The following is a 23,623-nucleotide window of genomic DNA, read 5'->3' as shown; positions in this document are numbered from 1 at the left end:
ACGTCCTCTAGATTACATACCGATCAGCTTTACAATTTGATTGGCAACGATTTTTGCGCTCTGGTCATCGGTGTGCACAACAAAGTCGGCAACCTCTTCATACAGGGCATTGCGCTCTTGTGCCAGACGTTCCAGCACTTCGCGTGCCGGTTCTTCGGTCTGTAGCAGAGGGCGGCGTTTGTCTCGCTGTGTGCGCGCCAGCTGCTTTTCGATAGTGGTTTCGAGGTAGACCACGATGCCACGAGCAGACAACTTGTTGCGGGTTTCGCGACTCTTGATGGCACCGCCACCCGTCGCCAGCACGATACCCTGCTGCTCTGACAATTCGCCGATCACCTTCTCTTCGCGAATCCGGAAACCTTCTTCGCCTTCAACATCGAACACCCAGCCGATATCAGCACCACTGCGGCGCTCAATCTCATGATCTGAGTCGAAAAACTCCATATGCAGTTGTTCTGCCAGATGTCTACCTATGGTGCTCTTGCCCGCACCCATGGGACCTATCAGGAAAATATTGCGTTTCTCAGCCATGTCTTTTCGTTAGTAATTACAAACTGTACGACCCCGATGAATACTGGATCGGGGTACCTATGAACCTTATCTTGCGATGGATCAGGAGGGGGATTATCTCAATAGATATCGGGACTGGCAACCGCAGCCCTTACGCCCCAGCCTCATTGGGGCGTAAGGTTATATGTGTTTTACCCTCACATGTAAAGCATTCAGAAGGCGTCGGTGACTATCTTGGGCGTCACGAAAATCAGCAACTCCCGCTTTTTGTTCTCGCTGGTGGTCTTGCGGAACAAGGCCCCCAATCCGGGAATGTCACCGAGCAACGGCACCTTGGTCACATCGCTCTTGATGGTCTGCTGATAGATGCCGCCCAGCACCAGGGTCTCGCCATTGTTCACCAGCACCTGAGTGGTGATGGACTGGGCGTTGATGGAAACAGCATCACCGGTACCGGTCGGTACCGTTTCACCCTTGGTATCCTGGGTCACGGTCAGGTCGAGAATCACCCGGTTGTCAGGGGTGATCTGCGGGGTAACCTTCAGGCTCAATACCGCCTTCTTGAAGGTGACCGAGGTGGCGCCACTGGAAGATGACTCCACATAGGGGATCTCGGTCCCCTGCTCGATCAATGCCGGTTTCTGGTTCGCCGTGGTCACCCGCGGACTGGCGATAATCTCGGCCTTGCTCTCTTTTTCCAGCGCCGACAACTCGAGATCCAGCAAGGTGCCATCAGCCAAACGGGCAACCTGGAAGGCCAAAGTACCGGCCGCATTGGTCACCGGCAGATTGACGTTCAACCGATCGTCTGCTGATGGCCGCGGGCTGGGATTAATCGCAGAACTGCCGTTGTTGTTACCAGAACCATCATTCCCCTCGATGGAACCGGACGTACTGTTGCCATGACCATCGTTTTTGGTCACTCCCCACCGTACCCCGAGCGCTTCATCAAAGCCGTCGTCAATGGTCACCATCCGCGCCTCGATCACCACCTGCTTGACCGGAATATCGAGGATATCGAGCATCCGTTTGATGCTGCTGATGACATCGGCGGTATCCTTGACCACCAGCACGTTGGTTCGCTCGTCCACGCTCACCGCACCACGGGGTGACAGCAACTTGGTACTTTCGGAAGAGAGCAGGGCAGCCACTTCCGAGGCCTTGGCATAGTTTATCTGCAGATACTCGGTATAGAGCGGAGCCAAATCGGCAACCTGATTTCGGCTCTCCAGCTGTTGCTTCTCGCGTGTTGCGATCTCTTCTGCAGGCGCTACCAGCAAGATGTTGTTATCCAGCCGCTTATCCAGACCCCGCACCTTCAAAATAATGTCGAGCGCCTGCTCCCACGGCACCCCATCCAGACGCAGGGTAATATTGCCTGATACCGAATCTGTGGTTACCAGGTTAAGGTTGTTGAAATCGGCAATAAGCTGCAATACGGTACGGACTGGAATATCCTGAAAGTTCAATGAGATGGGTTTGCCCTGATACTGCTTGGATGCCGTGGCCGTCGTCCGCTTTTTTACCTCGATAATGAAGAGCTTGTCCGCCTGATCGTAACGGTAATCAAACTGACCATTGATCGACAGTTCAAACAGGGTATCACTTGCCCTGCCGGGAGACTTCAACCTGAGAGACCGGCGTTGCGAAATCCTGCACATTGATCAGATTAAGCAAGCCATCCGGTACCCGAGTGCCATGAAACTTGGCCAGTACGGTCTGGCCTCGGCTGCTCACATCGACGGCGGCCGAGCTGTTATCCAGCGTGACCAGAAACTCCCCCTGACCATCCTTGCCACGACGAAAATCCACACCGGTAACCGAGTTGAAATAGGCGCCACCCCCACTGCTTTGATAGTTGTTGAGCACCGGCTTGCTGGCAGGCTGTGTGGCTACCGGCGTAGTCACGGGCGCAACAGGCATCGACCGGGCGACGACCTGAGGATTGAGCAGTGCCGAAGGAGAGGGTGTGGCCACCATCGCAGAGGGCGCTGGCACAGGAGTAGCCGAGGTTGCGGGTGCAATCAGGGCGCTCTCACCATTGATGAGCCCGGAAGAGGCCCCCTCGCCCAATGACACCAGTAATTTGTTCCCCTGTTGCTGAACCTGATAGGGGGCCAGCTGATCGAGTGAGATCTTGATATCCAGACCTGCGCCCTTACCCTCAACCTTGATATTATCTACCCCCAGGCGCTGGATCGGCAGCGGGTTCACTTTCAGCGCCCCTACCGCACCGGGAACATGCAACAACAGCTGATTGGGTTGGTAAGAGAGACGATCGGTAAAGCCTGTGACCGGCTCACTGAAACTGAGCTCCACCAGCAATTGATCGGCAAGCAGCGGATTGACCTTGATCTCCTGCAGGGTTGCCACTGCCCACGCCTGACTGAGGGCGCTGGCGCAAAACAGCAAAGCTACTTTGGATACACTCTCTATTGTTGTTCTCATTGCTGTTCGTCCCTGATTATTGTTTTTCTTGCACATTGGCCATCGCCAACTGGGTTTCTCTTGTTACCCAGCACCCCTTCCCGTCCGGAATGGTTTCCAGCAAATCCACGGCAGTGTCAGTGATCTTGATGACTCGACCCTGATCAAGCCCCATATACTGGTTGAGTCCGACCCGCATCGATTTGCCATCCGGGGTGCTGATCAAGGCCCACAACTGACCTGCCTTACCCAAAGAACCATGCATCGACAGACTGGCCAGCGAATAATTTTCCAGCACCTCTTTCTCACGATCCATCAGGGTCTGAGCACAATCCGGCTGGGCCTTGGCAGTGCTTGTACTTCCGACCGTCGCCTCAGGCTGAGGAACCATGAAGGGGCTGCGCAACTCGCGTTGCTGGTAGTGCATGGGGGCAAAAGGCTTCAGCTCGGGCAAGGGCTCGATAGGTATGGGCGGCCTTGCTTTGGTCTGGGCGACATAGCTATCCATGTCCTCCTGACCACCACACGCCGCCAGCAAGAGGGCAGGCAACAACCAGCAGATGCGTCTCATTGTTTCGGCTCCACTGTTTTACCGTTGTACTTGTAGGTCTTGGCCAGCATCGACATCGAAATCAGCTCCCCTTCATCCTTGCTCTGGCCCAGAGTGAAGGAGTCAAGGATGACGATACGGGGCAAGGCAGCCATGTCAGCGGTAAACTTGCCAATTTCATGGTAAGTGCCCACGACTTCGATACGCATCGGCAGCTCTGTCGAAAACTCGTGCTTGACCTCGGGTTCCCAGTTGATCCGGTTCAATTTCAAGCCATTGTCGGTAGCAATAAAGCTGATATCGTCCAGCAGACCGGCGACCTCATGGGTATTGGGCAACTGCTTGAGCTGGGTATCAACCAGTTGCTCAAGCTGAACCATTTGCGCCTTGTATGCCCCCAGGTTGGCAGCCAGCATCGCCTTGCTTTCAAACTGGGCTTTCAGTTCGGTCTCTTTCCCCGCTTCCTGAGTCAAACTGGTCAGTGAGTTGGCAATCACGTAGTAGTAGATGGCGCCGCCGGTCAACACGCAGCAGAAAAAGATGAAGACCCCTTTTGCCCATTTTGGCCAGCTTGCTATGTCATTGATATCCAACTCGTTGAGTTGCTGAAGGTTCATTGTTGCTCCTTGGCCACATTCCCTGCAGCCGCAGCATTGTTGGCGATCAGGAACATCATGGAAAACTGGCTCAATGACACTGGCGCAACATCAGCCGCAAAAATAGTGCTTATCTTTGCCTGACCCAACCAACCGGAACCATCAATCCGCCGCATCATGCTGGCCACCCGACCATATGCTTCAGTCTTGCCATTAACATCAATAATATTGTTTTGCATCGAAAGGGTGTTGAGGTAAACCCCGTTGGGTACCAATGAAGGCAGTTGATTAAAGAGGCGAACGGGCACATTGCGGCGCATCTGCAACTGCTCGATGAGCTGCATCCGATCGATCAGTTCCTTGCGACGCTCTTTGAGCAGACGGATCTCCCCCAGCTGGGCATCGAGAATAGTCATCTCCTGAACCAGCCGCTGGTTGCGCTGCTGCTGGGCGACGATCTGGCGATCAACCAGCCAGTTGGCAAAAAATCCCAGCGCGACCGTGGCCAGCACAAAAATCCCCAGCAAGGCCCCGAACTGTTTCTTTTGGCGCTGGGCCCGGGCTTCACGCCAGGGTAAAAGGTTTATATTTGACATGGTGTGAAACTCCTCAGAGCCAACCCGAATGCCGTCATATATTTAGCACCATGTACCAGCTCGGCCTCCCCTTTCGGCTTGCCAAACAGGGCGAACAGATCCGGGTGCAACACCTCGCAATTGACCTCTTCTTTTACCTGTACCAACAAACCGGGTAGCAGACTGCCTCCCCCCGTCAGCACCAGTTTTGCGATGTCGCGATAACCGGATGAACTGCAAAACAGCTGGATATTGCGCCGCACTTGCTGCAGCAGCGAGTTGATGTGGGGCATCAAGACATCCAGCTCATGGTCAACAGGCAAGGTACCTTTGGTTTTAGCCTGCTCAGCCTCATCCAGCGTCATGCCATAAAAGGAGGAGAGCGCCTGGCTGTACTGATCGCCGCCGAAGTTTTGCAAGCGGGAGTAGATCACCTCTCCCTTGACCAGCGCCGCAAAGGTCATAGCACTGGCACCGATATCTATCACCCCGATCGGCCGTTCACTCTCCTGCAATTCGGGCAGACAGGCCACCACGGCACGGCCCAGCGCATGGGCGCCCACATCCACCACCTTGACGGCAATACCGGCTTCGGCAAGGGCGCTGACCCGGCCGTTGACACTCTCGGTGCGGGCTGCGCTCAGCAGCACATCTTGACGATCTTCGCTATTGTTGGTGCTCAGCACCTCAAAATCGAGACTCACTTCATCAAGGGGGAAGGGAATGATCTGCTCGGCCTCCAGCTGCACCTGACTCTCCAGCTCCTTGTCGCTGAGGCGGGCATCAATCTGGATCACCTTGGTTATCACGTTGGAGCCGGTCACCGCAGTGGCGGCATAGTCGCTGTGAGCAGGGATCAGGCGCTTGAGGCTCTTGAGAGATTGGCTGACACGCTCGATATCCTGCAATTGATAGTCAACCAGCGTCCCTTTCGGGGTGGCAATATCGGCGACCGACTCGAGATGAAGCTTGCCAGGTCGGCCACTGAGGGTAACGGCCTTGATGGTCTGGCTACCAAAATCAATGCCCACCAGAGGGAGGAGGGATCCCTTGTTAAAAAGCCCAAACATATACACATCCATGCGTTATTTGGTTTTATTCCTGAACAGAGTGTAGGACACCCGATCAGAGGAGTGCTTCACTCATCCTAAATGCTCTAACTATCAATGTCATAAAGTTTATGCCGAAAAGTGACCCATCTCGCTTTCTTCATGGCAAGTGGCCCTCCTTGGTTATTGCTCCCCGTAGTGCTAACCTCTCGCATCCTTTTGAGGTGGGTGGCTCGCCACAGGAAAACCTCGAATTCCCGATGGCAAAAGGGCTATACTCTGCGCCCGTTGGCTAATTTTAAGACGATTGGTAGTTCTTCCATGCTGAAATGGCTCGTTCGCCTGTTTATTGTCATGATGCTGGGTGCTGTGCTGGGTGTTGCCAGCCTCATCGGTATCTACTTCTATATCAAACCCCAACTGCCCGATGTCACCGCACTGCGTGACGTCAAGCTGGCAACCCCGATGCGGGTTTACAGCCGGGATGGGGAGTTGATCGCCCAATATGGCGAAATTCGTCGCATTCCGCTGCGTCTGGACGAAATTCCGCAACCCATGATCGATGCCGTACTGGCGACCGAAGATGCACGTTTCTATGAGCACCCGGGCATTGACCCGATTGGTATCATTCGAGCCGCATCCGTCTGGGCTGTTTCCGGCCATGCCCGTCAGGGGGCCAGTACCATCACCCAGCAGGTTGCCCGCAACTTCTTCCTGAGCAATGAGAAGACCATCATCCGCAAGATCAAGGAGGTCTTCCTGGCCTGGCGGATCGAGCAGAATCTCTCAAAAGACGAGATCCTCGAACTGTACCTCAACAAGATCCCCCTCGGTTATCGCTCCTTCGGGATCGGTGCTGCGGCACAGGTTTACTTTGGTAAAGAGGTCAAGGATCTGGGACTGGACGAGATCGCCATCATTGCAGGTCTGCCGAAAGCCCCCTCCATGCTCAACCCCATCCGCTCCCCCGAGCGCGCCTTTGCGCGCCGCAACGTTGTGCTGGGCCGGATGCTGGAAACCGGCAAGATCACCCAAGCCCAGTTTGACGAAGCGTCCAAGATGCCGATCAAGGCCCGTTTTCACGGCGCCGAAGTGACCCTGCACGCCCCCTATCTGGGGGAAATGGTGCGCCAGAAGATGGTCGAGCAGTTCGGTGAAGATGCCTACACCATGGGCCTGCACGTCTACACGACCGTCTCTGCCGAACGTCAGCGGGCGGCAAGACAGGCACTGCTGGATGGCGTTTTTGCCTATGACATGCGCCACGGCTATCGCGGCCCGACGGCTCAGTTGTGGAAGGCTGGCGAGACAGCCTGGGATTACGAGCAGATCGTCGCTCACCTTGGCAAACAACCCACTTACGATCCGCTGATGGCGGCGGTCGTGACCAAGCTCGGTGATCGCAGCGCCACGCTGGTACTGAAGAATGGCAAGGAAGCAGAGCTCGGCTGGAACGGCATTAAATGGGCTCGCTCCTTTATTACCGACGACCGTCAGAGCTATGCCCCGAAATCGGCGCGAGATGTGCTGAAAGTCGGCGCCCAGATCTGGGTGCGGGAAGAGGGCGAAGAGTTGCTGCTGGCCCAAATCCCGGACGTCAACGCCGCGCTGGTTGCCATGAACCCGAAAAATGGGGCTCTGGAAGCACTGGTCGGTGGTTTCAGCTTCGAACTCTCCAAATTCAACCGGGTCGATCAGGCGCGTCGCCAGATCGGTTCCAATATCAAGCCTTTCCTCTATGCGACCGCTCTGGAACATGGCTATACCCTGGCGTCGCTCATCAACGATGCGCCGATCAACCAGTGGGATCCATCCAAAGGGCCCATGTGGCAGCCCAAGAACTCCCCGGCCGTTTATGATGGCCCCACCCCGCTGCGTCTGGGTCTGGCCAAGTCCAAGAACGTGATGTCGGTTCGACTGATGCGCGCCATCGGTCTGGATACCTATATCGACGGTCTGACCCGCTTTGGCTTCCCCCGCGACTTCATCTCTCCCCATGAGTCGCTGGCACTGGGCGCTGCCGAATTCACCCCTCTCGAAGTGGTGCGTGGTTACTCGGTACTGGCCAACGGTGGCTTCCTGGTGACCCCATACTTCATTGACAAAGTGACCGACAGCCTAGAGAACACCCTCTATCAGGCCAATCCTGCTATTGCTTGCACCACCTGCGAGCAGCAGGCCGCGCCCGAGCAGAGCACACTGCCAGAGCCAACTGTTGATGGAGCCGCACAAGATGGCACGCAGACCCCTCTCGCGCCAACCATCGCCCCGCATACCATCAGTGCCCAGAGCGCATTCCTGATCACTGACACCCTGAGCACGGCCATCTGGGGGGGCAACGGCTGGCGTGGTACCGGCTGGCGTGCAGCCCGCGACCTGAAACGTCACGACATCTCCGGTAAAACCGGTACCACCAACGAATCGCGGGATGCCTGGTTCTCCGGCTACACCCCGGACATCGTAGCTACCTCCTGGATCGGTTTTGACAACCACCAGCGTGGTCTTGGCCGTGCCGAATTTGGCGGTGGCGCCGCGCAGCCTATCTGGATCGACTTCATGAAAGTCGCCCTCAAAAAGCTGCCGGAGCACAAGATGCCGGTTCCCGAAGGGATCATGACAGTGAAGATTGATAGCGAAACCGGCCTGCTGGCAACCAGTGGCGGCACCGACGAATACTTCAAGGAAGGGACCGAGCCGACCCGCTATGCAGCACCGAGCTCGGATGGCAATCAGGTCTACGGCGGTGACAACCCCGATGTGGAAGGGCCTGTCTCAACCGACGATATCTTCTAAGCTGCTCTTACGGCAGAAGCAAAACCGGCAGCCTTGGCTGCCGGTTTTTTTATTGGGCCAACTGCTTGCTCATCAGCGTGGCGATCGAGGCCGCCAGCTCATTGAAGCAGGGGCGACGCACCGAGTAGTGGCGATAGAGCAGCGAGATGGTACGCCCCGGCACAGGGTCAACCACAGGTCGATAGCTCACCCCGCCTTCATCATGATCGGCAGGTACGGCCAACTTTGGCACCAGGGTCATGCCGCTACCGGCGGCCACCATGTTGCGCAGCGTCTCCAGACTGGTCCCCTTGAAGCGTTGATCCTCACCTATCCCGCCGGCGAAACAGAATCCCATCGCCTGATCCCGCAAACAGTGGCCATCGGCCAGCATCAGCAATTTCTTGCCCTTGAGATTACCGAGTGGCACCTGTCTGGCCTGTGCTTCGGGGTGATGGCAAGGCACAGCCAACCACATCGGCTCATGATAGAGCTGGATTGAACCAAACCCTTCCATCCCCGGCATCTCGGCCAGAATGACGCAATCCAGCTCCCCCTCTTCCAACCGCTTGAGCAGGGTTTGGGTCTGCTCCTCATAGAGGTAGAACTCCAGCTGGGGGAAACGCTCACGCAGGGTCTGGATAATGCGGGGCAACAGGTAGGGGCCCACGGTCGGAATGAAACCGATATGGATCTCCCCGGACATCGGCTCGGAGAAGTGCTGACCGATGCTCTTGAGCTCGCGCACCTCCTTGAGCACCCGACGCGCCTGATGGGCCATGGCATCGCCAGCCGGAGTAAACAGCACCTTGCGCGAGGTACGTTCGATCAGAATGACCCCGAGTTCATCTTCCAGCTTGCGCAGCTGGCCGCTCAGGGTGGGTTGACTGACAAAGCAGCGTTCAGCGGCTTTGCGAAAATGTTTTTCCTCATCCAGCGCCACCAGATATTCGAGATCGCGAAGATTCATACAGCAAGAGTCCTGCCTGGAAAATGGGCCATCAGCATGCACAATATCGTCCGGCGGGACAAGTCATCCACTTGCAGTGAGCCTCTCTGGCTGCCCCTCCAAAACAGAAAAGCCCGACCACCTTGCGGTAATCGGGCTGTTTGACTCGCCGATGGATTACACCCTGAAACGGCGCACCATATCCTGCAGTTGGGTAGCCAGGTGGTTCAACTCGTTGCACGCCTGAGCCATCTGGGTGGCACCGGCGGCCACCTCTTCGGAAGCATGGCTGATATTGACCACGTTACGGTTGAGCTCCTCGCTCACCGCTCCCTGCTCTTCGGTGGCCGTTGCAATCTGGATGTTCATGTGGGAGATGCTGCTGACCGAGCCACTGATCTGGGAGATAGACTCGCCCGCTTCCCGCGCGGTAGCAACTGTGGTGTTCATCAGCTCCTGACTCTGTTGCATGGTACTGCCGGCCTGTTCGGCACGCTGCTGTAACTCGGCAATAATGGTGTTGATCTGGGAGGTGGAATCCTGAGTGCGCTTGGCCAGAGTACGCACCTCATCGGCCACCACCGCAAACCCCCGCCCCTGCTCACCGGCACGGGCCGCTTCAATGGCTGCGTTCAATGCCAGCAGGTTGGTCTGTTCGGCAATGCCACGGATCACCTCTAGCACCATACCGATATTGCGGCTGTCATCGCCCAGTTGGCGGATCACCACCGCAGTGCTCTCGATAGCACCGGCGACCCGCTCGATGCGCAGAATGGAGTCATTCACCGTTTGCGCACCAATCTCTGCCGTTTCGCTGGCCGAGGTGGCGGCACTGGCCGCATCGCTGGTGTTGCGAGAGACCTCCTGCACCGTAGCCTGCATCTCGTTCATCGCCGTCGCCAGCTGGTTCAGCTCATGTTGCTGAGCATTCATATTGTTGGCTGACTGGCTGGCAACAGAGCTGATCTCCTCCGCAGCGGAACTCAGTTGAACCACAGAGCCCGACACTTCACTCACCAGAGTGCGCAGATTGGTCTGCATCTCACCAAACCCTTTGGCAAGGGTTCCCAGTTCATCATTGTTGAACTGCTGCATATCGATACGGGAGGTAAGATCACCAGAGGAGACACGACGGGTCTGTTCCAGTAACGCCATCACGGGGTTGCGGATCTGACCAGTCAGCAGCCATGCAATTGCCACCACAAAACCCAGCGTCACCAGACTGACGATGACGCTCATGGTTCTGGCACTGCTGTAGAGCGCCTCCACATTTTTTGTCATCTGGGCCGCAATCTCGTTATTGATTTCCCGCAAGCGGAAGGATTTTGCTCCCACCTCCTCCAGCGCGACCCGGGTTTCGTTTTTGCGCAGACTTCTGACTCGCTCCAGATCGCCAGCAGCGAAGGCGCTCAACAGTTGGTCATGCACCGCAAAATACTTGGCCCCCGCCGCAACCACCTGCTCATAAACCTGTTTCTCTTCACCAGTAGTGAAAGGTAAAGCACCGTATTTTTGGGCGGCCTGTTCAAATTCCTGCCTGGCCTTATTGAAGGTCAGGGTGCGCTCGCTTACCTCTTGATCATCTTTGTTTAGCCCCGCAATCACCTGAGACAGCTCGGAGCGGCGCGCATCCAGAATGGCCACGTGCATCTGGCTGGCATAGCGGGTTGACGGGAGCAGGTTGTCAGTAATGGTTTCGGTATCACCATAGAGCTTTGCCAACTGGCTGATGGAGAACCAGGCCAAGCCCAGTACCAGCAGTGCCAGGATGGCGAATCCGGCACTCAGTTTCTGGCCGATAGACATGTTTTTGAACATATGGGGGCTTCCTTGAAATGAGTCTGCACTCCCGCAACATCCGCCGGGAATGGTCACATAGAGCATAGTCTGCAAGCAGAAAGTCGAAGGCTTTCATATCGCTTCTGCATACAGGAATATCGGCCCATTCACTCCACTTCTAAAGAGACCTTGTCCGTTCACATTCTAATAACTATTCCATCAACTCAAGAAGATGCTGACGCAACCCGGCAGGATCGCCCAAAAAGTCAGCCACTCGCACAGCACTCACCTTACCGTTGTGCATCAACCCAAGGGTGGGATAACCCTGACCGCCCAGCCGTTTCATCCAGCCCTGGCTATCTGCCAGATGTTGCAGCAAGGGGGCCTGCAGATAAGCTTGCTGAAATGCCTCGGCTGCAATCCCCTGCTCTGCCGCTAGCGTGGCAAGAAACGCAGGCTCACCAATCCAGATCCCGTCCCGATAGTGGGATTGCTGGATCCGGTGCAACATGACCAGCCCATCGCCCCCCAACGCCGTGACGGCCAAAACCGCACGGATCGGCGGCTCGGAGTCCAGCAGACACCCTTCCCGCAGCAGCAGTTCGTTAAAGTAGCGTTCGCCAAAATGCTGGCCGGTCAGCGCTTCGATCCGCTGATCATGGGGTCGCACATAATCACGCAATGCCTCGCCCATCGGCTGACGGCGACTACCCAGCCAGAGACCGCCCGCATGCAGCTCGATCTTGAGTCCGGCAATAGTTGCTGCCGCCTGCAACAGGGGGGCGGCACCGTAGCACCAGCCACAGAGCGGGTCATAGACATAATGGAGGGTGGTTTGTTGTTCGCTCATCTTCATTCTCACTTCGATCTCGGATAAAAAACCGGGCCCTTAGGCCCGGTAAAAAAACACAGGGAAAGCAGGCTCAGTGGCTTACCACTTCATCTCGCCGGTATTGACCTTGGCACCGATGGCCAGACCATCGTCAACCGGCAGTGCCGGATAGGCCTTCTTCAGAGCCTCAATCAGCTCACCGGAATTTTTCGCCTTGGCCAGCTCCTGTTCGAAACGCTCTACATAGTCACGGGTAAAGGTCACAGCAGCAGTGCCTTTGGGAGCAGTGCCCAGGAAGTGGCCCGGTACCACGCGCTCGGGTTTCAGGGCCAGCAGGTTGTCCAGCGCCTTGACCCAGTTACTGCGGGCCGCCTTGGTCTGGCTATCCGCCATCCAGACATGCACCCCGTGGTAGACCGGCACACCACCAAAAGCAGTCTTGATGGAAGGGGCCCAGAGGTAGGCATTCGGGGTATTCATCTCTTTGATTTCAATCTTCTCGCCATCCAGCGTCAGGTGGCTGGCGGTCATCACTTGCGGCACGGTCAGGCTCTTCGGTGCGCCCTTGCCGAGGATCGGGCTCCAGTAGCTCAGCTTGGCATCCTTGGTCTGGTTGATGTGGTCAACCACGTGCTGATCGGCCAGCACTTTGACATCCGGGAACGCCGCCATGACCGGCTCCAGACCGAAGTAGAAGTCGGGGTCACCGGCACTGATATAGACTGTGGTCAGCTTCTTGCCACTCTTCTTGATCATGTCGACCAGCGCCTGACCATTTTGCACGTCGAACTGGGCATCGATCAGGATGGCCTCTTTGTCACCGGTCACCAGTGAGGAGGAGACCGGGAAGATCGCCTTCTCGCCAGGGTTGTAGACGGTCACGCTCAGGGGGGCGGCCAGTACGGCGCCACTCAACAAGGTAGTCGCCAGAGTCAGGTTGCGGATCAGGGTGTTGTTCATCATCTATTCCTCATTAAGTATTCGGGGGTTCATTTGATGGACACAGTGTATTGGATCACTTAAGGTGCAAATACAGCATAAAAAGCGCATCACTGTTGCACATATCGAACATATAGAGAGCCATACATGGATCGACTGACCGCCTTGCGGGTCTTTGTCAGCGTAGTCGAACAAGGGAGCCTGAGCGGCGCCGGAGAGAAACTGGATATGTCGCGCGCCATGGTGTCGCGCTATCTCGCCGAGCTGGAGAGCTGGATGGGCGCCCGCCTGCTGCACCGCACCACCCGTCGTCTGAGCCTGACCGGTCCAGGAGAGGAGGCGCTGAACCGGGCCCGCGCCATGCTGGCGCTCGGCGAAGAGATGGAGCAGATCGCCGTGAAGGGGGATGACGCCCCAAAGGGGCAACTGCGGATCACCAGCAGCTACTCCCTGTCGGAAGCCTTGCTGGTCGGGGCTGCCAACGACTATCTGGCGCAATACCCGGGGACGGCCATCGACATTCTGCTGCTCGACAGAACCGTCAATCTGGTGGAGGAGCGGATCGATCTGGCGGTGCGCATCACCAACGACCTCGACCCCAATCTGGTGGCGCGCCGTCTCGGCACCTGCCACTCGGTAGTCTGTGCCAGCCCGGCCTATCTGGCCCGTCATCCGATGCCACACAAGGTGCAGGATTTGGCGCTGCACAACTGCCTCACCTACACCTACTTCGGCAAGAGCCTGTGGGAGTTCAATGGACCGGACGGTCCCGAGTCAGTGCCGGTCAGTGGTAACCTGAGCGCCAATATCTCCAACCTGCTGCTGGAAGCAACGCTGGAAGGCGCAGGGATCAGCCTGCAACCCCGCTACTCAGCACAACCCTATCTGGAGCGCGGGGAACTGGTACCCCTGCTGACCGACTGGCAGCCCAAGCGGCTCGGCGTATACGGGGTATATGCCACCCGCAAGCAGATGTCGCCACTGCTGCGCAGCTTCCTCGATTTTCTGCTGGCTCGCATGGCGGCGGATCCCATCTGGCAGGAGTGAACACACCTCAAACCCGATCATGAAGAAGGGGCCTCTGCGGGCCCCTTCTTCAATCTGATCCCTTGATCAGGCTTCAAATCCGAATGGTTCTGAGTGCGGCGCTTCCGGCTGCGCACTCTCGTCCAGGAAAATATCCCGATAAGCCACATAGATGGAGTAGTTGAGCGCCGGGATCACCACCAGCAGACCTACCAGTAACAGCACAGCGCCAAACAGCAACAAAATAGCTGAGAGCAGCCCCCACCAGAAGAAAGGCCACATATTGCGCCAGCAGCCAGCGAAGCTCAGCCGTACCGCCTGGATGATGCCGATATCGTGGTGGTAGATCAGCGCCGGAGCAAAGGTGACCCCCATCAGCACGGGAATGATGAGCAGCATCCCTACCAGCAATACCAGCAGCAGTTGTTGCAACTGGCTGGCTGAGACCACCATGCTTTCGGGATCCTGCGTCAGCAGCGGGAGTAGCCCCCACATGGAGAGCAGACCGAGACAGACGAGGCCCACCAGGCTGAACAGCAGCAACACCAGCAGACCGCCTAGCATCAGCGGGGTCAGCTTGTGGCGAAAACCGGCGAAGAGATCGGCAAACTGCAGCGGCTCCCCCCGATAACCCCGAGCGGCGACCGCCACCCAACCCGCGCCCCACACCATGTAGAGCAGCTGGGAGATAAGGCCACCCGCCGGCAGTTGCTCCAGCAGCATACCCACCATAAACCAGACCAGCACCATGGCTACGCTGATCCCCATCCCCTTGTTGAAGATATCGAACCCGCTGCGAACCCAGAGCCAGCCACGACCTGTCGTGTACCGGGCCGGAGTGGTGCGCAAAGGGGGTAATCCGTTCATATCGTCTCCTCGGAGTGTCGGTGGCATCAGTGCCGGAAGCCGATTCTAGAGCCAGGGCGGGGGCGACTCAATGCCGAAGCGGCCCGACCACGACATAAAACCTGACGCAGCGATGCACAAAAGGGGCGTCAGCCACGCCTCGCCTCTGGCTGCCCCGACTATAACGAGGCACAATCTGCTCCCTCCCCCAGCCGCGCCTGTCATGGCCAGCATGTCGTGATCACCCTTTAGTGATCGGCGAATACCGGACAGGAGGTTGTCATCCCGCCATCCCGGGCGCTTTAACATCGAGTGGTATCGTCATGAGAGTTGTTTGTTGTCTGTTGTTGTTACTGGCCAGCCAGTCAGCCCTGGCCGAGGGTTTTATCAGTCGCCTGCTCAACCACCCGGTGCCGGGTGGCGTTGCGGTAATCCCTCTTGGCGCGTCCCCCACAGCCCCCACGGCCCGCTATCACGACAAACCCGTGCTGGTAGTGCGCGAAGACAACCAGTGGATCGCCATCGTCGGCATCTCTCTGAAAAGCACGCCCGGCGCCCAGCAACTGACCACAGGTGATGGCCGTACTCTCGGCTTCACCGTGACCCCCAAGCACTACCGCGAGCAGCACATCAAGCTAAAGAACAGCCGTCAGGTCAGTCCGCTTGCCGAGGATATGACACGTATCAACCGCGAGCTGGCGGAGCAGACCCGGGCTTACCAGACCTTCAGCCCCAACCAGCCAAGCAACCTGCTGTTCGACAAGCCGGTCAACGGCCCCCTCTCCAGCCCGTTTGGCTTGCGTCGCTTCTTTAATGGCGAGGAGCGCAATCCCCACTCCGGCCTCGACTTCGCTGTCGGCGCCGGCACCCCGATCAAGTCCCCCGCCGCAGGCAAGGTGATCCTGATCGGCAACTACTTCTTCAATGGCAATACCGTCTTTGTCGACCACGGTCAGGGGCTCATCAGCATGTTCTGCCACATGTCGAAGATCGATGTGAAGCTCGGCCAGAGCCTGCCGCGTGGCGGCATCGTCGGGCGAGTCGGTTCGACCGGCCGCGCCACCGGCCCCCATATGCACTGGAACGTCAGCCTCAACGACACCCGGGTCGATCCCGCCATCTTTATCGGCGCCTTCAAGCCCTGAATCGGCAGAGCCCGTTAACAAAACATCCTCTAACAAAACAGGCAGCCCATGGCTGCCTGTCTGCTATCTGCACGTCGAACCTGATTACCTATCCGGCCAGCGCGTGGGCGCCGGACTCCCGACGCATCGCCCGCCACATCACCAACACCAGCAATGAGCTGCACGTTGGCAATGCCAGCCAGACCCCGGGCACGCCCCACAGGGTCGAGAATCCCCACAAGAAACCGCCGATCAGCACCAGCTTGCCACCGGTGAGCAGGGAGGCGATGCGGGCCCGATTGATGGCCTGGAAGTAGGTGGCCCCCACCAGCAGCAAGCCCTCCATCGGCAGCCCCCAGAAGTAGAGCCAGATCCCGAGGCTCGCCACCGGCAGCAGGGTAGCGTTGTCGCCGGCAAACAGATAGACCGCCGCCTCCGGCCACAGATAGAGCGGGAACATGGCGCACAGGGCGCTCCCCAACGTCACTCCGAGTGCCAGATTGCGGATCCTCAGCACCCGCCGCCAGTGACCGGCGCCCGCGTTAAAGCTGGCGATGGGCTGGATACCCATGGCGATCCCCTCGAACACCAGATAGAAGAAGGCCTCGGTGTAACTGATCACCCCGTAGGCCGCCACATGCAGCGAAGTGCCAACCGCCAGCAACGCCTTGTTGTGCAGTGCCAGCACCACAGAGAGATAGAGGTACATCAGAAAACTGGAGATCCCGAGGCGCACCGTTTCGCCCATCAGCCGCAGATCGGGGCGCAGGGTGTCCCAGCTTATCCGCAGTTGGCTGCGCGGTGTGAAGAAGTGCCACAGGCAGGCAAGGCCTGTCACTGCCTGGGAGAGCATGGTGGCCGTCGCCACCCCGGCCAGTCCGAACGGAAACACCACCATCAGCAGATAGTCGAGCAGCACGTTGAGCAGGCCCCCGACCACCATGATGAGGGTGACAAATCCGGGGCGGCCATCGTTGCGCAGCAGCGAGCTGAACGCCATCGACAGCACCGCAAAGAAGCCAAGCCATGCGTAGGCCTGCAGGTAGGAGAGCCCGGCGGTGAAGATCTCCCCCTCCGCCCCCATCCAGGCCAGCATGGGCTCGCCATAACGGATCCCGATAAAACTGAGCAGTGCCGAGGCCAGCAACACCATCACCAGCGCATTGCCGACGATATGGCGGGCTTTGGCCGGGTTGCCCTGCCCCAGATAGAAGGAGACCAGCGATGAGGCCCCCATGCCGATCAGCGCCCCCACCGCATAGAGCACGGCGCAGATGGGATAAGCCAGCATCAAACCGGCCATGCCATCCTGACCCAGCACATGGCCAACGAAGATGCCATCGATGGTGACATAGATGCCGGTGATCAGCATGGCCGCCACGGTCGGGGTTACGTAACGCCAGAAAAGGCGAGATAGCGGGGCTGTGCCCAGATCAACAGCTGACATATTCGACTCGGTGGAGAGAAAGCGGCCGGGATCATAGCGAAACGGCAGCACGACTTCCTGTTATTTGTGTTATGAATCATTAATATAGACTGCTTTACCCGCCTCCCTGCCCTGTTTTAGGCTAGGGCCACCTCTTCTGAACGGAAACGAGCCTCATGTTGCAACGCCTGCTCACCCTCTTGCTGCTCTCCCTTCTCTTGTTGCCGCCAACCGTGCGCGCCGACGATGCCATTGCCCAGGCCGAATCCCTGTTGCAGAGCGTGCCCAAGAGCGATACCCCGGAAAACCAGAAGCTGCGGGAGAGCTACCAGCAGGCGCTGCAATTTGCCAGAGAGGCCGAGCGCTACCGGGAGCAGAGCAAAGCCTATCAGCAGATCCTCATCGATTACCCCAAGGAGTCGGCGCGCCTCAAGGAGAGTCTGCACAACTATCAGCCCGCTGCTCGCCCGCCGCTGGCGAGCCTCAAGGAGGAAGCGCTGCGCCAGGCCATTGGCCTTAGCAGCAACCGCCAGCTCAACCTGCGCAAGGAGCGCCAGGGGGTGATGGACAGCCTCAACCAGCTGGAGAGCACCGGGCAGGAGTATCACCTGCGGGTGGATGATCTGCGCAAGCAGCTGCAACTGACCCGCAGCCAGCTGGAGCGACTTAGCTTCAGCAGCGAATCGGATCGCCAGCAGGAGGCACAGCTGCTGCTGACCAGAATGAAGGAGCAGAGCCTCTCCGACCGGATCCAGATGCTGGAACTGGAGCAGCTCTCGGCCCAGCAGCGCAACGATCTCGGCAAACTGAAACTGCAGGAGCTCAATCTGGCCATCGCCGATGAGGATGAGTGGCAAGCCAGCCTGCTGACCCAGCAGAACCAGCTGCGGCGGGAGAAGACCGAACAGGCGCTGGAGGAGAGCGAGCGGCTGCGCAAACAGCTCACCACCGACATGCCGCTGCTGCTGGAGCAGCAACAGCAGAATCAGGCGCTCTCCATCCAGCTCGGCACACTGGAAGATCAGATTGAGCGGGTGCAGGACGAGCAGCGCAGCATCGACAAGAATCTGTTTGAACTGAATGAGCTGGTCAACTCGGTACGCGAACAGCTGGAATGGCTGCAGATCAGTAATGCCTACGGCGAGAACCTGCGCAGCAAACTCTCCGATCTGCCTCCCCAGTTCCCCCTCGACAAGCTGGAGTCCGCTATCGTCAGCGCCCGCATGGCCAAGTACCAGTACGAGAGCGAGCAGGATGGGCTCAAGGATACCCGCCAGTTGCGCGACAAGCTGATGGCCGAAGAGGAGGTGACGCTGGATCGGCCACAGCAAGCGGTGCTCGACAACCTGCTCAAGGCCCGGCGCCAGCTGCTGACCCGGCTCAACGACGCCTCCGATACCCTCATTCAGGAGCAGACCCGCCTCAAACTGCTCTACAGCCGCCAGAACAGCAAGATCGACGAGATCCGCGAAATAAGCGCCAGCCACCTGTTCTGGATGCCGGATGTGCGCCCCTTTACCCCACAGGTGATGCTCGGTATTCCCGCCGCGCTGACCCTGGCCTTCAACCCGGACAACTGGTTGCAACTGCCCTACGCCATCGCCGAGAACAGCCCGCTGAGCCTCACGCTGGCCGGTATTGGTCTGCTGGTGCTGGCCTGGAGCTGGTTCAAGCTGGCCCGTCATCTGAGCCTCTATTGCGACCATATTGCGCCGCGGATCGGCAAGGTGACCCAGGACAAATTCAGCCTCACCAGCCGCTTGCTGCTGCGCTCCCTGCTTGCCGCCCTCCCCTTGCCCGCCATGGTACTGATGGTGCGCGGCCTGCTCGAAGGGGCCTGGCAATACCCGTTTGCGGTGGCGGTGGCGCGCGGTCTTGGCGAGATCTGGTTTCTGCTGCTGGCGCTGGTGATGGCCCGCCATCTGACACTGGAGAGGGGGATTTTGATCCACCACTTCCGCTGGCCCCGGGAACAGGTGCAAAAGGTGTGGGGGCAGTTTCGCACCCTGCTGCTGGTGCTGATCCCGAGTTTCTTTGTGCAGGGGATGGCCAACAGCTATCAGGAGCACGCCTTCTACGACTCCCTCGGCCGGATGGCCTTCATGATCGGTGCACTCTGGCTGTTGCTCTTCTTTGCCCGCCTCAACCGGGAGCGGCTGCCACTCACCTGGGGCCAGACCGACATGACCAAGCCCCATCTGCTGCACCACTTCATCTGGAACAGCCTGATGCTGGCGCCGCTGCTGGCGGTGATTGGCGCCCTGTTTGGCTACTTCTATACCTCGCGCACCCTGCTGCGCCAGCTGGAGCTTAGCCTGCTGATGGGGCTGGGTTGCCTGCTGGTCTACTATCTGGCCAGACGCTGGATGCTGATCCAGCGCCGCCGCCTCGCCTTCGAGCGCGCCAAGAGCAAGCGGGCCGAGATCCTGGCCCAGCGCGGCCGGGAAGAGGGGCATGACGAGCTCAGCTCCGAGACCCCAGACGTGGTGGAAGAGACTGAGCTGGATCTCGATACCATCAGCGCCCAGTCGCTGGGACTGGTGCGCACCCTGCTGATGCTGGGCTTCACCATGCTGGTGGTAGTGCAATGGTCAGATCTCAACTCCGCCTTCAGCTTCCTCAGCAATATCGAGGTGTGGCAGGTGAGCAGCAAGATTGGCGGCATCGAGCAGCTCTCGGCCATCACCTTGCAGGATCTGATGCTGACCGCCTTCGTTTTCATTCTGACCGTGGTGACTGCCCGCAACCTGCCGGGGCTGATGGAGCTGACCCTGCTGCAACACCTCAGTCTCTCCCCCGGTACCGGCTTTGCCCTCACGACCACCAGCAAGTACCTTGTGATCCTGATCGGCGCCCTCACCGGCTTCTCCATGCTGGGCATCGACTGGTCGAAGACCCAGTGGCTGGTCGCAGCCCTCTCGGTGGGGCTGGGTTTCGGTCTGCAGGAGATCTTCGCCAACTTTGTCTCCGGCCTCATCATCCTGTTTGAGAAGCCAATCCGGCTCGGTGACACCGTCACCATCCGCGATCTCACCGGCACCGTCACCAAGATCAAGACCCGGGCCACCACCATAGTGGATTGGGATCGCAAGGAGATCATCGTGCCCAACAAGGCCTTCATCACCGAACAGTTCATCAACTGGTCGCTCTCCGATGCCATCACCCGGGTCAAACTGCGGATCCGGATCGGCCTGACCCGGGATCCGAAACTGGTGCAGCGCATTCTGGAAGAGTCCATCCAGGCATCGACCCTGGTATTGGAAACACCGACGCCCGAGGTCTTCCTGATCGAATTCACCGACTCGGCGCTGATCTACGAGATCCGCCTCTACGTCAACAACATGGATCATCGAATGCCCATCACTCACGAGGTTCACTCGCTGGTGCTGGAGAAGATGCAGCAGCAGGGACTTACCCTGCCCCATCAACAGATCGACATTCACCTGAGCCGCGGCTGATCCGCGAGGTAGAAGGAGCAGAACATGCAGATTATTGCCCATCGTGGCGCCAGCGGTCTGGCACCGGAGAACACCCTAAAGGCGATGGCACAAGCGCTGGAGCTGGGAGCATCAGCCATCGAGATCGACGTGCAGGCGGCCGATGGCGAGTTGTGGGTCTTCCACGACCGTCGGCTGGAGCGCTGCACCAATGGCAAGGGGGTGCTGACCGAGCAATCCCGCTCCTATCTGGAGCAGCTCGATGCCGGTGAGGGAGAGGTGATCCCGACCCTGTGGCAGGTGATGGAGATCATCGACGGACGCTGCGAGCTGCATATCGAGCTCAAGGGCGCCCATACCGCCGATGCGGTGGCAGCCCTGACCCGACGGGCAGAGGCCGAGCTGGGCTTTACTCCCGGGCAGTGGGTGGTTTCTTCCTTCCATCACCCGGAGCTGGCCCGATTTGCCGCCTTGCGGCCCGATATCCGGCTCGGTGCCCTGACCGCTAACCTGCCGCTCAACCTGGCGCAGTTTGCCGACGAGCTGGGGGCCTGGTCCATCAATTGCGATGTTGATTTCATCGACGCCGCGCTGGTCGATGATGCCCATCGCCGGGGGCTCAAAGTTCTGGTTTATACCGTTGATTATCCAGAAGATTATGAAACGCTCTCTAGCATGGGGGTCGATGGAATCTTCACCAATCGACCAGATCGTTTTCTGGCGCAGTGAGGGGGGGGATACGCACATGGATAACCACTGATTTAGGCACTAACTTTAAATAGCTGACCGGGATACAAAGAGTTCAACTTCAGCCGATAAGAACAGGCACATAACAATAACCAGTTTCCACACACTCAGACTGACGCTCACAAGGATGTAACTATGAACTTATCGATTAAAAACAAGCTGGTCCTGGCTATCGGGGTCATCATTCTGGTGATCACCGGGATACAGGTCTGGTACAACACCTCGCAACTGCGCAGCGAGACCCAGCGACTGGTCTGGAATATCATCGACGAAAGCTCCATGGCCAACGTCAAGGGGATCTCCCGCTGGGTTGACTCCCGTATCGCCATCGTCAGCACCACCAAGGAGGCTTTCACCAAAGAGGATGAACCCATCAGCCATCTGGCCCAATCCATGAATGCAGGTGGATTCGACCTGGTCTATGCCGGTACTGCCGATGGCAAGATGATCCAGAGCAAGCCCACCAACCTCCCTGCCGGTTATGACCCCCGTCAACGCCCCTGGTACAAGGATGCAATGGCAGCTGGCAAACTGGTCATCACTGCCCCTTATGCGGATATCTCTACCGGACAACTGATTGTCACCATTGCCGAGCCGTTCCAGCGCGGCAACACTCAGGGAGTCATCGCCGGTGACGTATCCATAAGCGCCCTCATCTCGGATATTCTGGCCGTCACCACCGAGGGCACCTACGCCATTTTGGTAGACAGTAATGGCACCATCATCGCCCACCCTGATGCCTCGTTGAGTCTCAAATCTGCCACCGCCCTGGCCCCTGAATTGACTGCTTCCTATATCAACCAGATCGCCCATGACGGCGCAATCCACGAGCTGGTAATCAGTGGCAAGAAAGAGGTATTTGACTTCAACGCAATCCCCAATACCAACTGGTATTACGGCATGATGGTGGATGAGGAGACCGCCTACCAGTCGGTACGCCGCATGGTTACCTCCTCCCTCATTCAGGGGCTTATCACCATACTGATCGTGGCAGGCTTCTCCTATGTCGCCATCAACGGCTCGCTGGCCCCTCTGAAAACCTTGGGCGAAGCGATTGCCGATCTCTCCCGTGGCAATGGCGATCTGACCCGCCGGATCAAGATTGAACGTGAGGATGAAGTAGGCGCGGTTGCCAAACACGTCAACACCTTCATCGAGCGGATCCATGTGATGGTGCAGGATATCTCCAACTCCTCCGGCCAACTCAACCAGCAGGCCAAGTCCTCCCACAGCATGGCGGAGAAGGCCAATCAGGGGCTGGCACGCCAGCAAAACGAGATCTCCCAGATCGCCACTGCGGTACACGAGATGTCGGCCACCGCGGTCGAGGTTGCCAGCAACGCCGAGCAGACCGCCGAAGCGGCCCGCAGCTCCTCCAGCAGCTGCGAGCATGGCAAGCAGGTGATCGCCCGCAACCAGCGCTCCATCACCGATCTGGCCACCCAGGTGGAACAGGCCTCCAACATCATTCAGGAGCTGGAGAAAAACGCTCAGGAGATCAACACCATCCTCTCCACCATTCAGGGCATCGCCGAGCAGACCAACCTGCTGGCACTCAACGCCGCCATTGAAGCGGCACGTGCCGGTGAACAGGGCCGCGGCTTTGCAGTGGTAGCCGACGAGGTGCGCGTCCTGTCACAGCGTACCCACAGCTCCACCGTCGAGATCCGCAATATGATCGAAACCCTGCAACGCAATACCCAGGGGGCAGTAAGCACCATGCACGAAGGCCAGCTGCTGGCCCAGAACAGCGTGGATGACGCCAACAACGCCACCCATGCGCTGGAGCAGATCACCACCTCGATCAACCAGATCTCCGACATGGCGACCCAGATCTCCAGCGCGGCTGAAGAGCAGCGGGCCGTCACCGACGAAGTAAGTCGCAACATTCAGGCAGTGAAAGATGTCTCGGATGAACTGGCGGTAGATGCGGACAGCTCACGCCATCTCTCTGAACAACTTAAAAATATTTCGGGTGAACTGAGCAATCAGGTCGGCATGTTCCGCATTTGAGCATGAGCAAAAGGGGCCGTTCAGGC

At 58.2% G+C, this 23,623-nt stretch carries 17 protein-coding genes and 1 pseudogene; 6 read left to right on the top strand and 12 right to left on the bottom strand.

Going from position 1 to position 23,623, the window contains the following annotated elements; translation table 11 throughout:
* Positions 1–12: 12 nt before the first annotated feature.
* The 6 genes and pseudogenes from aroK to tapM all read right to left on the bottom strand — a co-directional run bounded on the left by aroK (position 13) and on the right by tapM (position 5,728).
* The gene (gene aroK / locus OKC31_RS05190) at positions 13–531 is read right to left on the bottom strand and encodes a shikimate kinase AroK (RefSeq protein WP_005335014.1); all 519 of its coding nucleotides are present in this window, start codon (positions 529–531) and stop codon (positions 13–15) included.
* 191 nt (positions 532–722) lie between these two features.
* Positions 723–2,958 (bottom strand): annotated as a pseudogene (gene pilQ / locus OKC31_RS05185) (type IV pilus secretin PilQ).
* 16 nt (positions 2,959–2,974) lie between these two features.
* Positions 2,975–3,508: a pilus assembly protein PilP gene (locus tag OKC31_RS05180; protein WP_005335020.1), complete on the bottom strand. Its 534-nt coding sequence runs from the start codon at positions 3,506–3,508 to the stop codon at positions 2,975–2,977.
* Positions 3,505–4,104, bottom strand: a complete 600-nt coding sequence (gene tapO, locus OKC31_RS05175) for a PilO family type IV pilus biogenesis protein TapO (RefSeq protein ID WP_019446350.1) — start codon at positions 4,102–4,104, stop codon at positions 3,505–3,507. The genes OKC31_RS05180 and tapO overlap by 4 nt, the downstream gene beginning before the upstream one ends.
* Positions 4,101–4,679 (bottom strand): PilN family type IV pilus biogenesis protein TapN, encoded by a 579-nt coding sequence (gene tapN / locus OKC31_RS05170; RefSeq protein WP_005353997.1) that lies wholly within the window; start codon positions 4,677–4,679, stop codon positions 4,101–4,103. Before tapN ends, tapO begins: the two co-directional genes overlap by 4 nt.
* Positions 4,667–5,728, bottom strand: a complete 1,062-nt coding sequence (tapM, locus tag OKC31_RS05165) for a PilM family type IVa pilus assembly protein TapM (protein ID WP_005362273.1) — start codon at positions 5,726–5,728, stop codon at positions 4,667–4,669. The genes tapN and tapM overlap by 13 nt, the downstream gene beginning before the upstream one ends.
* Before the next feature lie 300 nt (positions 5,729–6,028).
* Between tapM and OKC31_RS05160 the strand changes: the two genes are divergently transcribed.
* A complete protein-coding gene (locus OKC31_RS05160) occupies positions 6,029–8,500 on the top strand; it encodes a penicillin-binding protein 1A (RefSeq protein ID WP_042054572.1) in 2,472 nt (823 codons plus the stop codon).
* Positions 8,501–8,549: 49 nt separating this feature from the next.
* Here OKC31_RS05160 and oxyR read toward each other — a convergent pair whose 3' ends face one another.
* The 4 genes from oxyR to OKC31_RS05140 all read right to left on the bottom strand — a co-directional run bounded on the left by oxyR (position 8,550) and on the right by OKC31_RS05140 (position 12,999).
* Positions 8,550–9,449, bottom strand: coding sequence for a DNA-binding transcriptional regulator OxyR (gene oxyR / locus OKC31_RS05155; RefSeq protein ID WP_005354003.1), 900 nt, complete (start codon positions 9,447–9,449; stop codon positions 8,550–8,552).
* Positions 9,450–9,605: 156 nt separating this feature from the next.
* Complete coding sequence (locus OKC31_RS05150; protein ID WP_201987336.1) at positions 9,606–11,246, bottom strand: methyl-accepting chemotaxis protein; 1,641 nt, start codon at positions 11,244–11,246, stop codon at positions 9,606–9,608.
* Between the two features lie 172 nt (positions 11,247–11,418).
* Positions 11,419–12,063, bottom strand: coding sequence for a DsbA family protein (locus OKC31_RS05145; RefSeq protein WP_216961311.1), 645 nt, complete (start codon positions 12,061–12,063; stop codon positions 11,419–11,421).
* A gap of 75 nt (positions 12,064–12,138) precedes the next feature.
* The gene (locus OKC31_RS05140; RefSeq protein ID WP_042054609.1) at positions 12,139–12,999 is read right to left on the bottom strand and encodes a Vmh family MBL fold metallo-hydrolase; all 861 of its coding nucleotides are present in this window, start codon (positions 12,997–12,999) and stop codon (positions 12,139–12,141) included.
* A gap of 126 nt (positions 13,000–13,125) precedes the next feature.
* Here OKC31_RS05140 and OKC31_RS05135 point away from each other — a divergent pair, with 126 nt between their 5' ends.
* On the top strand, positions 13,126–14,025 hold the full coding sequence (locus tag OKC31_RS05135; RefSeq protein WP_005362277.1) for a LysR family transcriptional regulator: 900 nt from the start codon (positions 13,126–13,128) through the stop codon (positions 14,023–14,025).
* A 66-nt stretch (positions 14,026–14,091) separates the two neighbouring features.
* Here the strand turns inward: OKC31_RS05135 and OKC31_RS05130 are convergent, their stop codons facing one another.
* Positions 14,092–14,871, bottom strand: a complete 780-nt coding sequence (locus OKC31_RS05130; protein WP_108541833.1) for a BPSS1780 family membrane protein — start codon at positions 14,869–14,871, stop codon at positions 14,092–14,094.
* A 302-nt stretch (positions 14,872–15,173) separates the two neighbouring features.
* On the opposite strand from OKC31_RS05130, the gene OKC31_RS05125 reads away from it, so the two are divergent.
* A complete protein-coding gene (locus OKC31_RS05125; RefSeq protein WP_204479956.1) occupies positions 15,174–15,995 on the top strand; it encodes a peptidoglycan DD-metalloendopeptidase family protein in 822 nt (273 codons plus the stop codon).
* A gap of 88 nt (positions 15,996–16,083) precedes the next feature.
* On the opposite strand, the gene OKC31_RS05120 is transcribed toward OKC31_RS05125, so the two are convergent.
* Positions 16,084–17,421: an MATE family efflux transporter gene (locus tag OKC31_RS05120; protein ID WP_270656440.1), complete on the bottom strand. Its 1,338-nt coding sequence runs from the start codon at positions 17,419–17,421 to the stop codon at positions 16,084–16,086.
* 155 nt (positions 17,422–17,576) lie between these two features.
* On the opposite strand from OKC31_RS05120, the gene mscM reads away from it, so the two are divergent.
* From mscM to OKC31_RS05105, 3 genes are all read left to right on the top strand, one after another.
* Positions 17,577–20,858 carry a miniconductance mechanosensitive channel MscM gene (mscM, locus tag OKC31_RS05115; RefSeq protein WP_270656438.1) on the top strand — a complete coding sequence of 1,094 codons (3,282 nt, stop codon included), beginning with the start codon at positions 17,577–17,579 and terminating at the stop codon, positions 20,856–20,858.
* Between the two features lie 24 nt (positions 20,859–20,882).
* Positions 20,883–21,566, top strand: a complete 684-nt coding sequence (locus OKC31_RS05110; RefSeq protein WP_270656437.1) for a glycerophosphodiester phosphodiesterase — start codon at positions 20,883–20,885, stop codon at positions 21,564–21,566.
* Between the two features lie 153 nt (positions 21,567–21,719).
* Positions 21,720–23,597, top strand: a complete 1,878-nt coding sequence (locus OKC31_RS05105) for a methyl-accepting chemotaxis protein (protein ID WP_270656435.1) — start codon at positions 21,720–21,722, stop codon at positions 23,595–23,597.
* Positions 23,598–23,623: the final 26 nt, after the last annotated feature.

This window comes from Aeromonas sp. Y293-4 (assembly GCF_027705905.1).
GTDB lineage: Bacteria > Pseudomonadota > Gammaproteobacteria > Enterobacterales > Aeromonadaceae > Aeromonas > Aeromonas veronii.
This window is presented reverse-complemented; position numbering and strand designations above follow the sequence as displayed.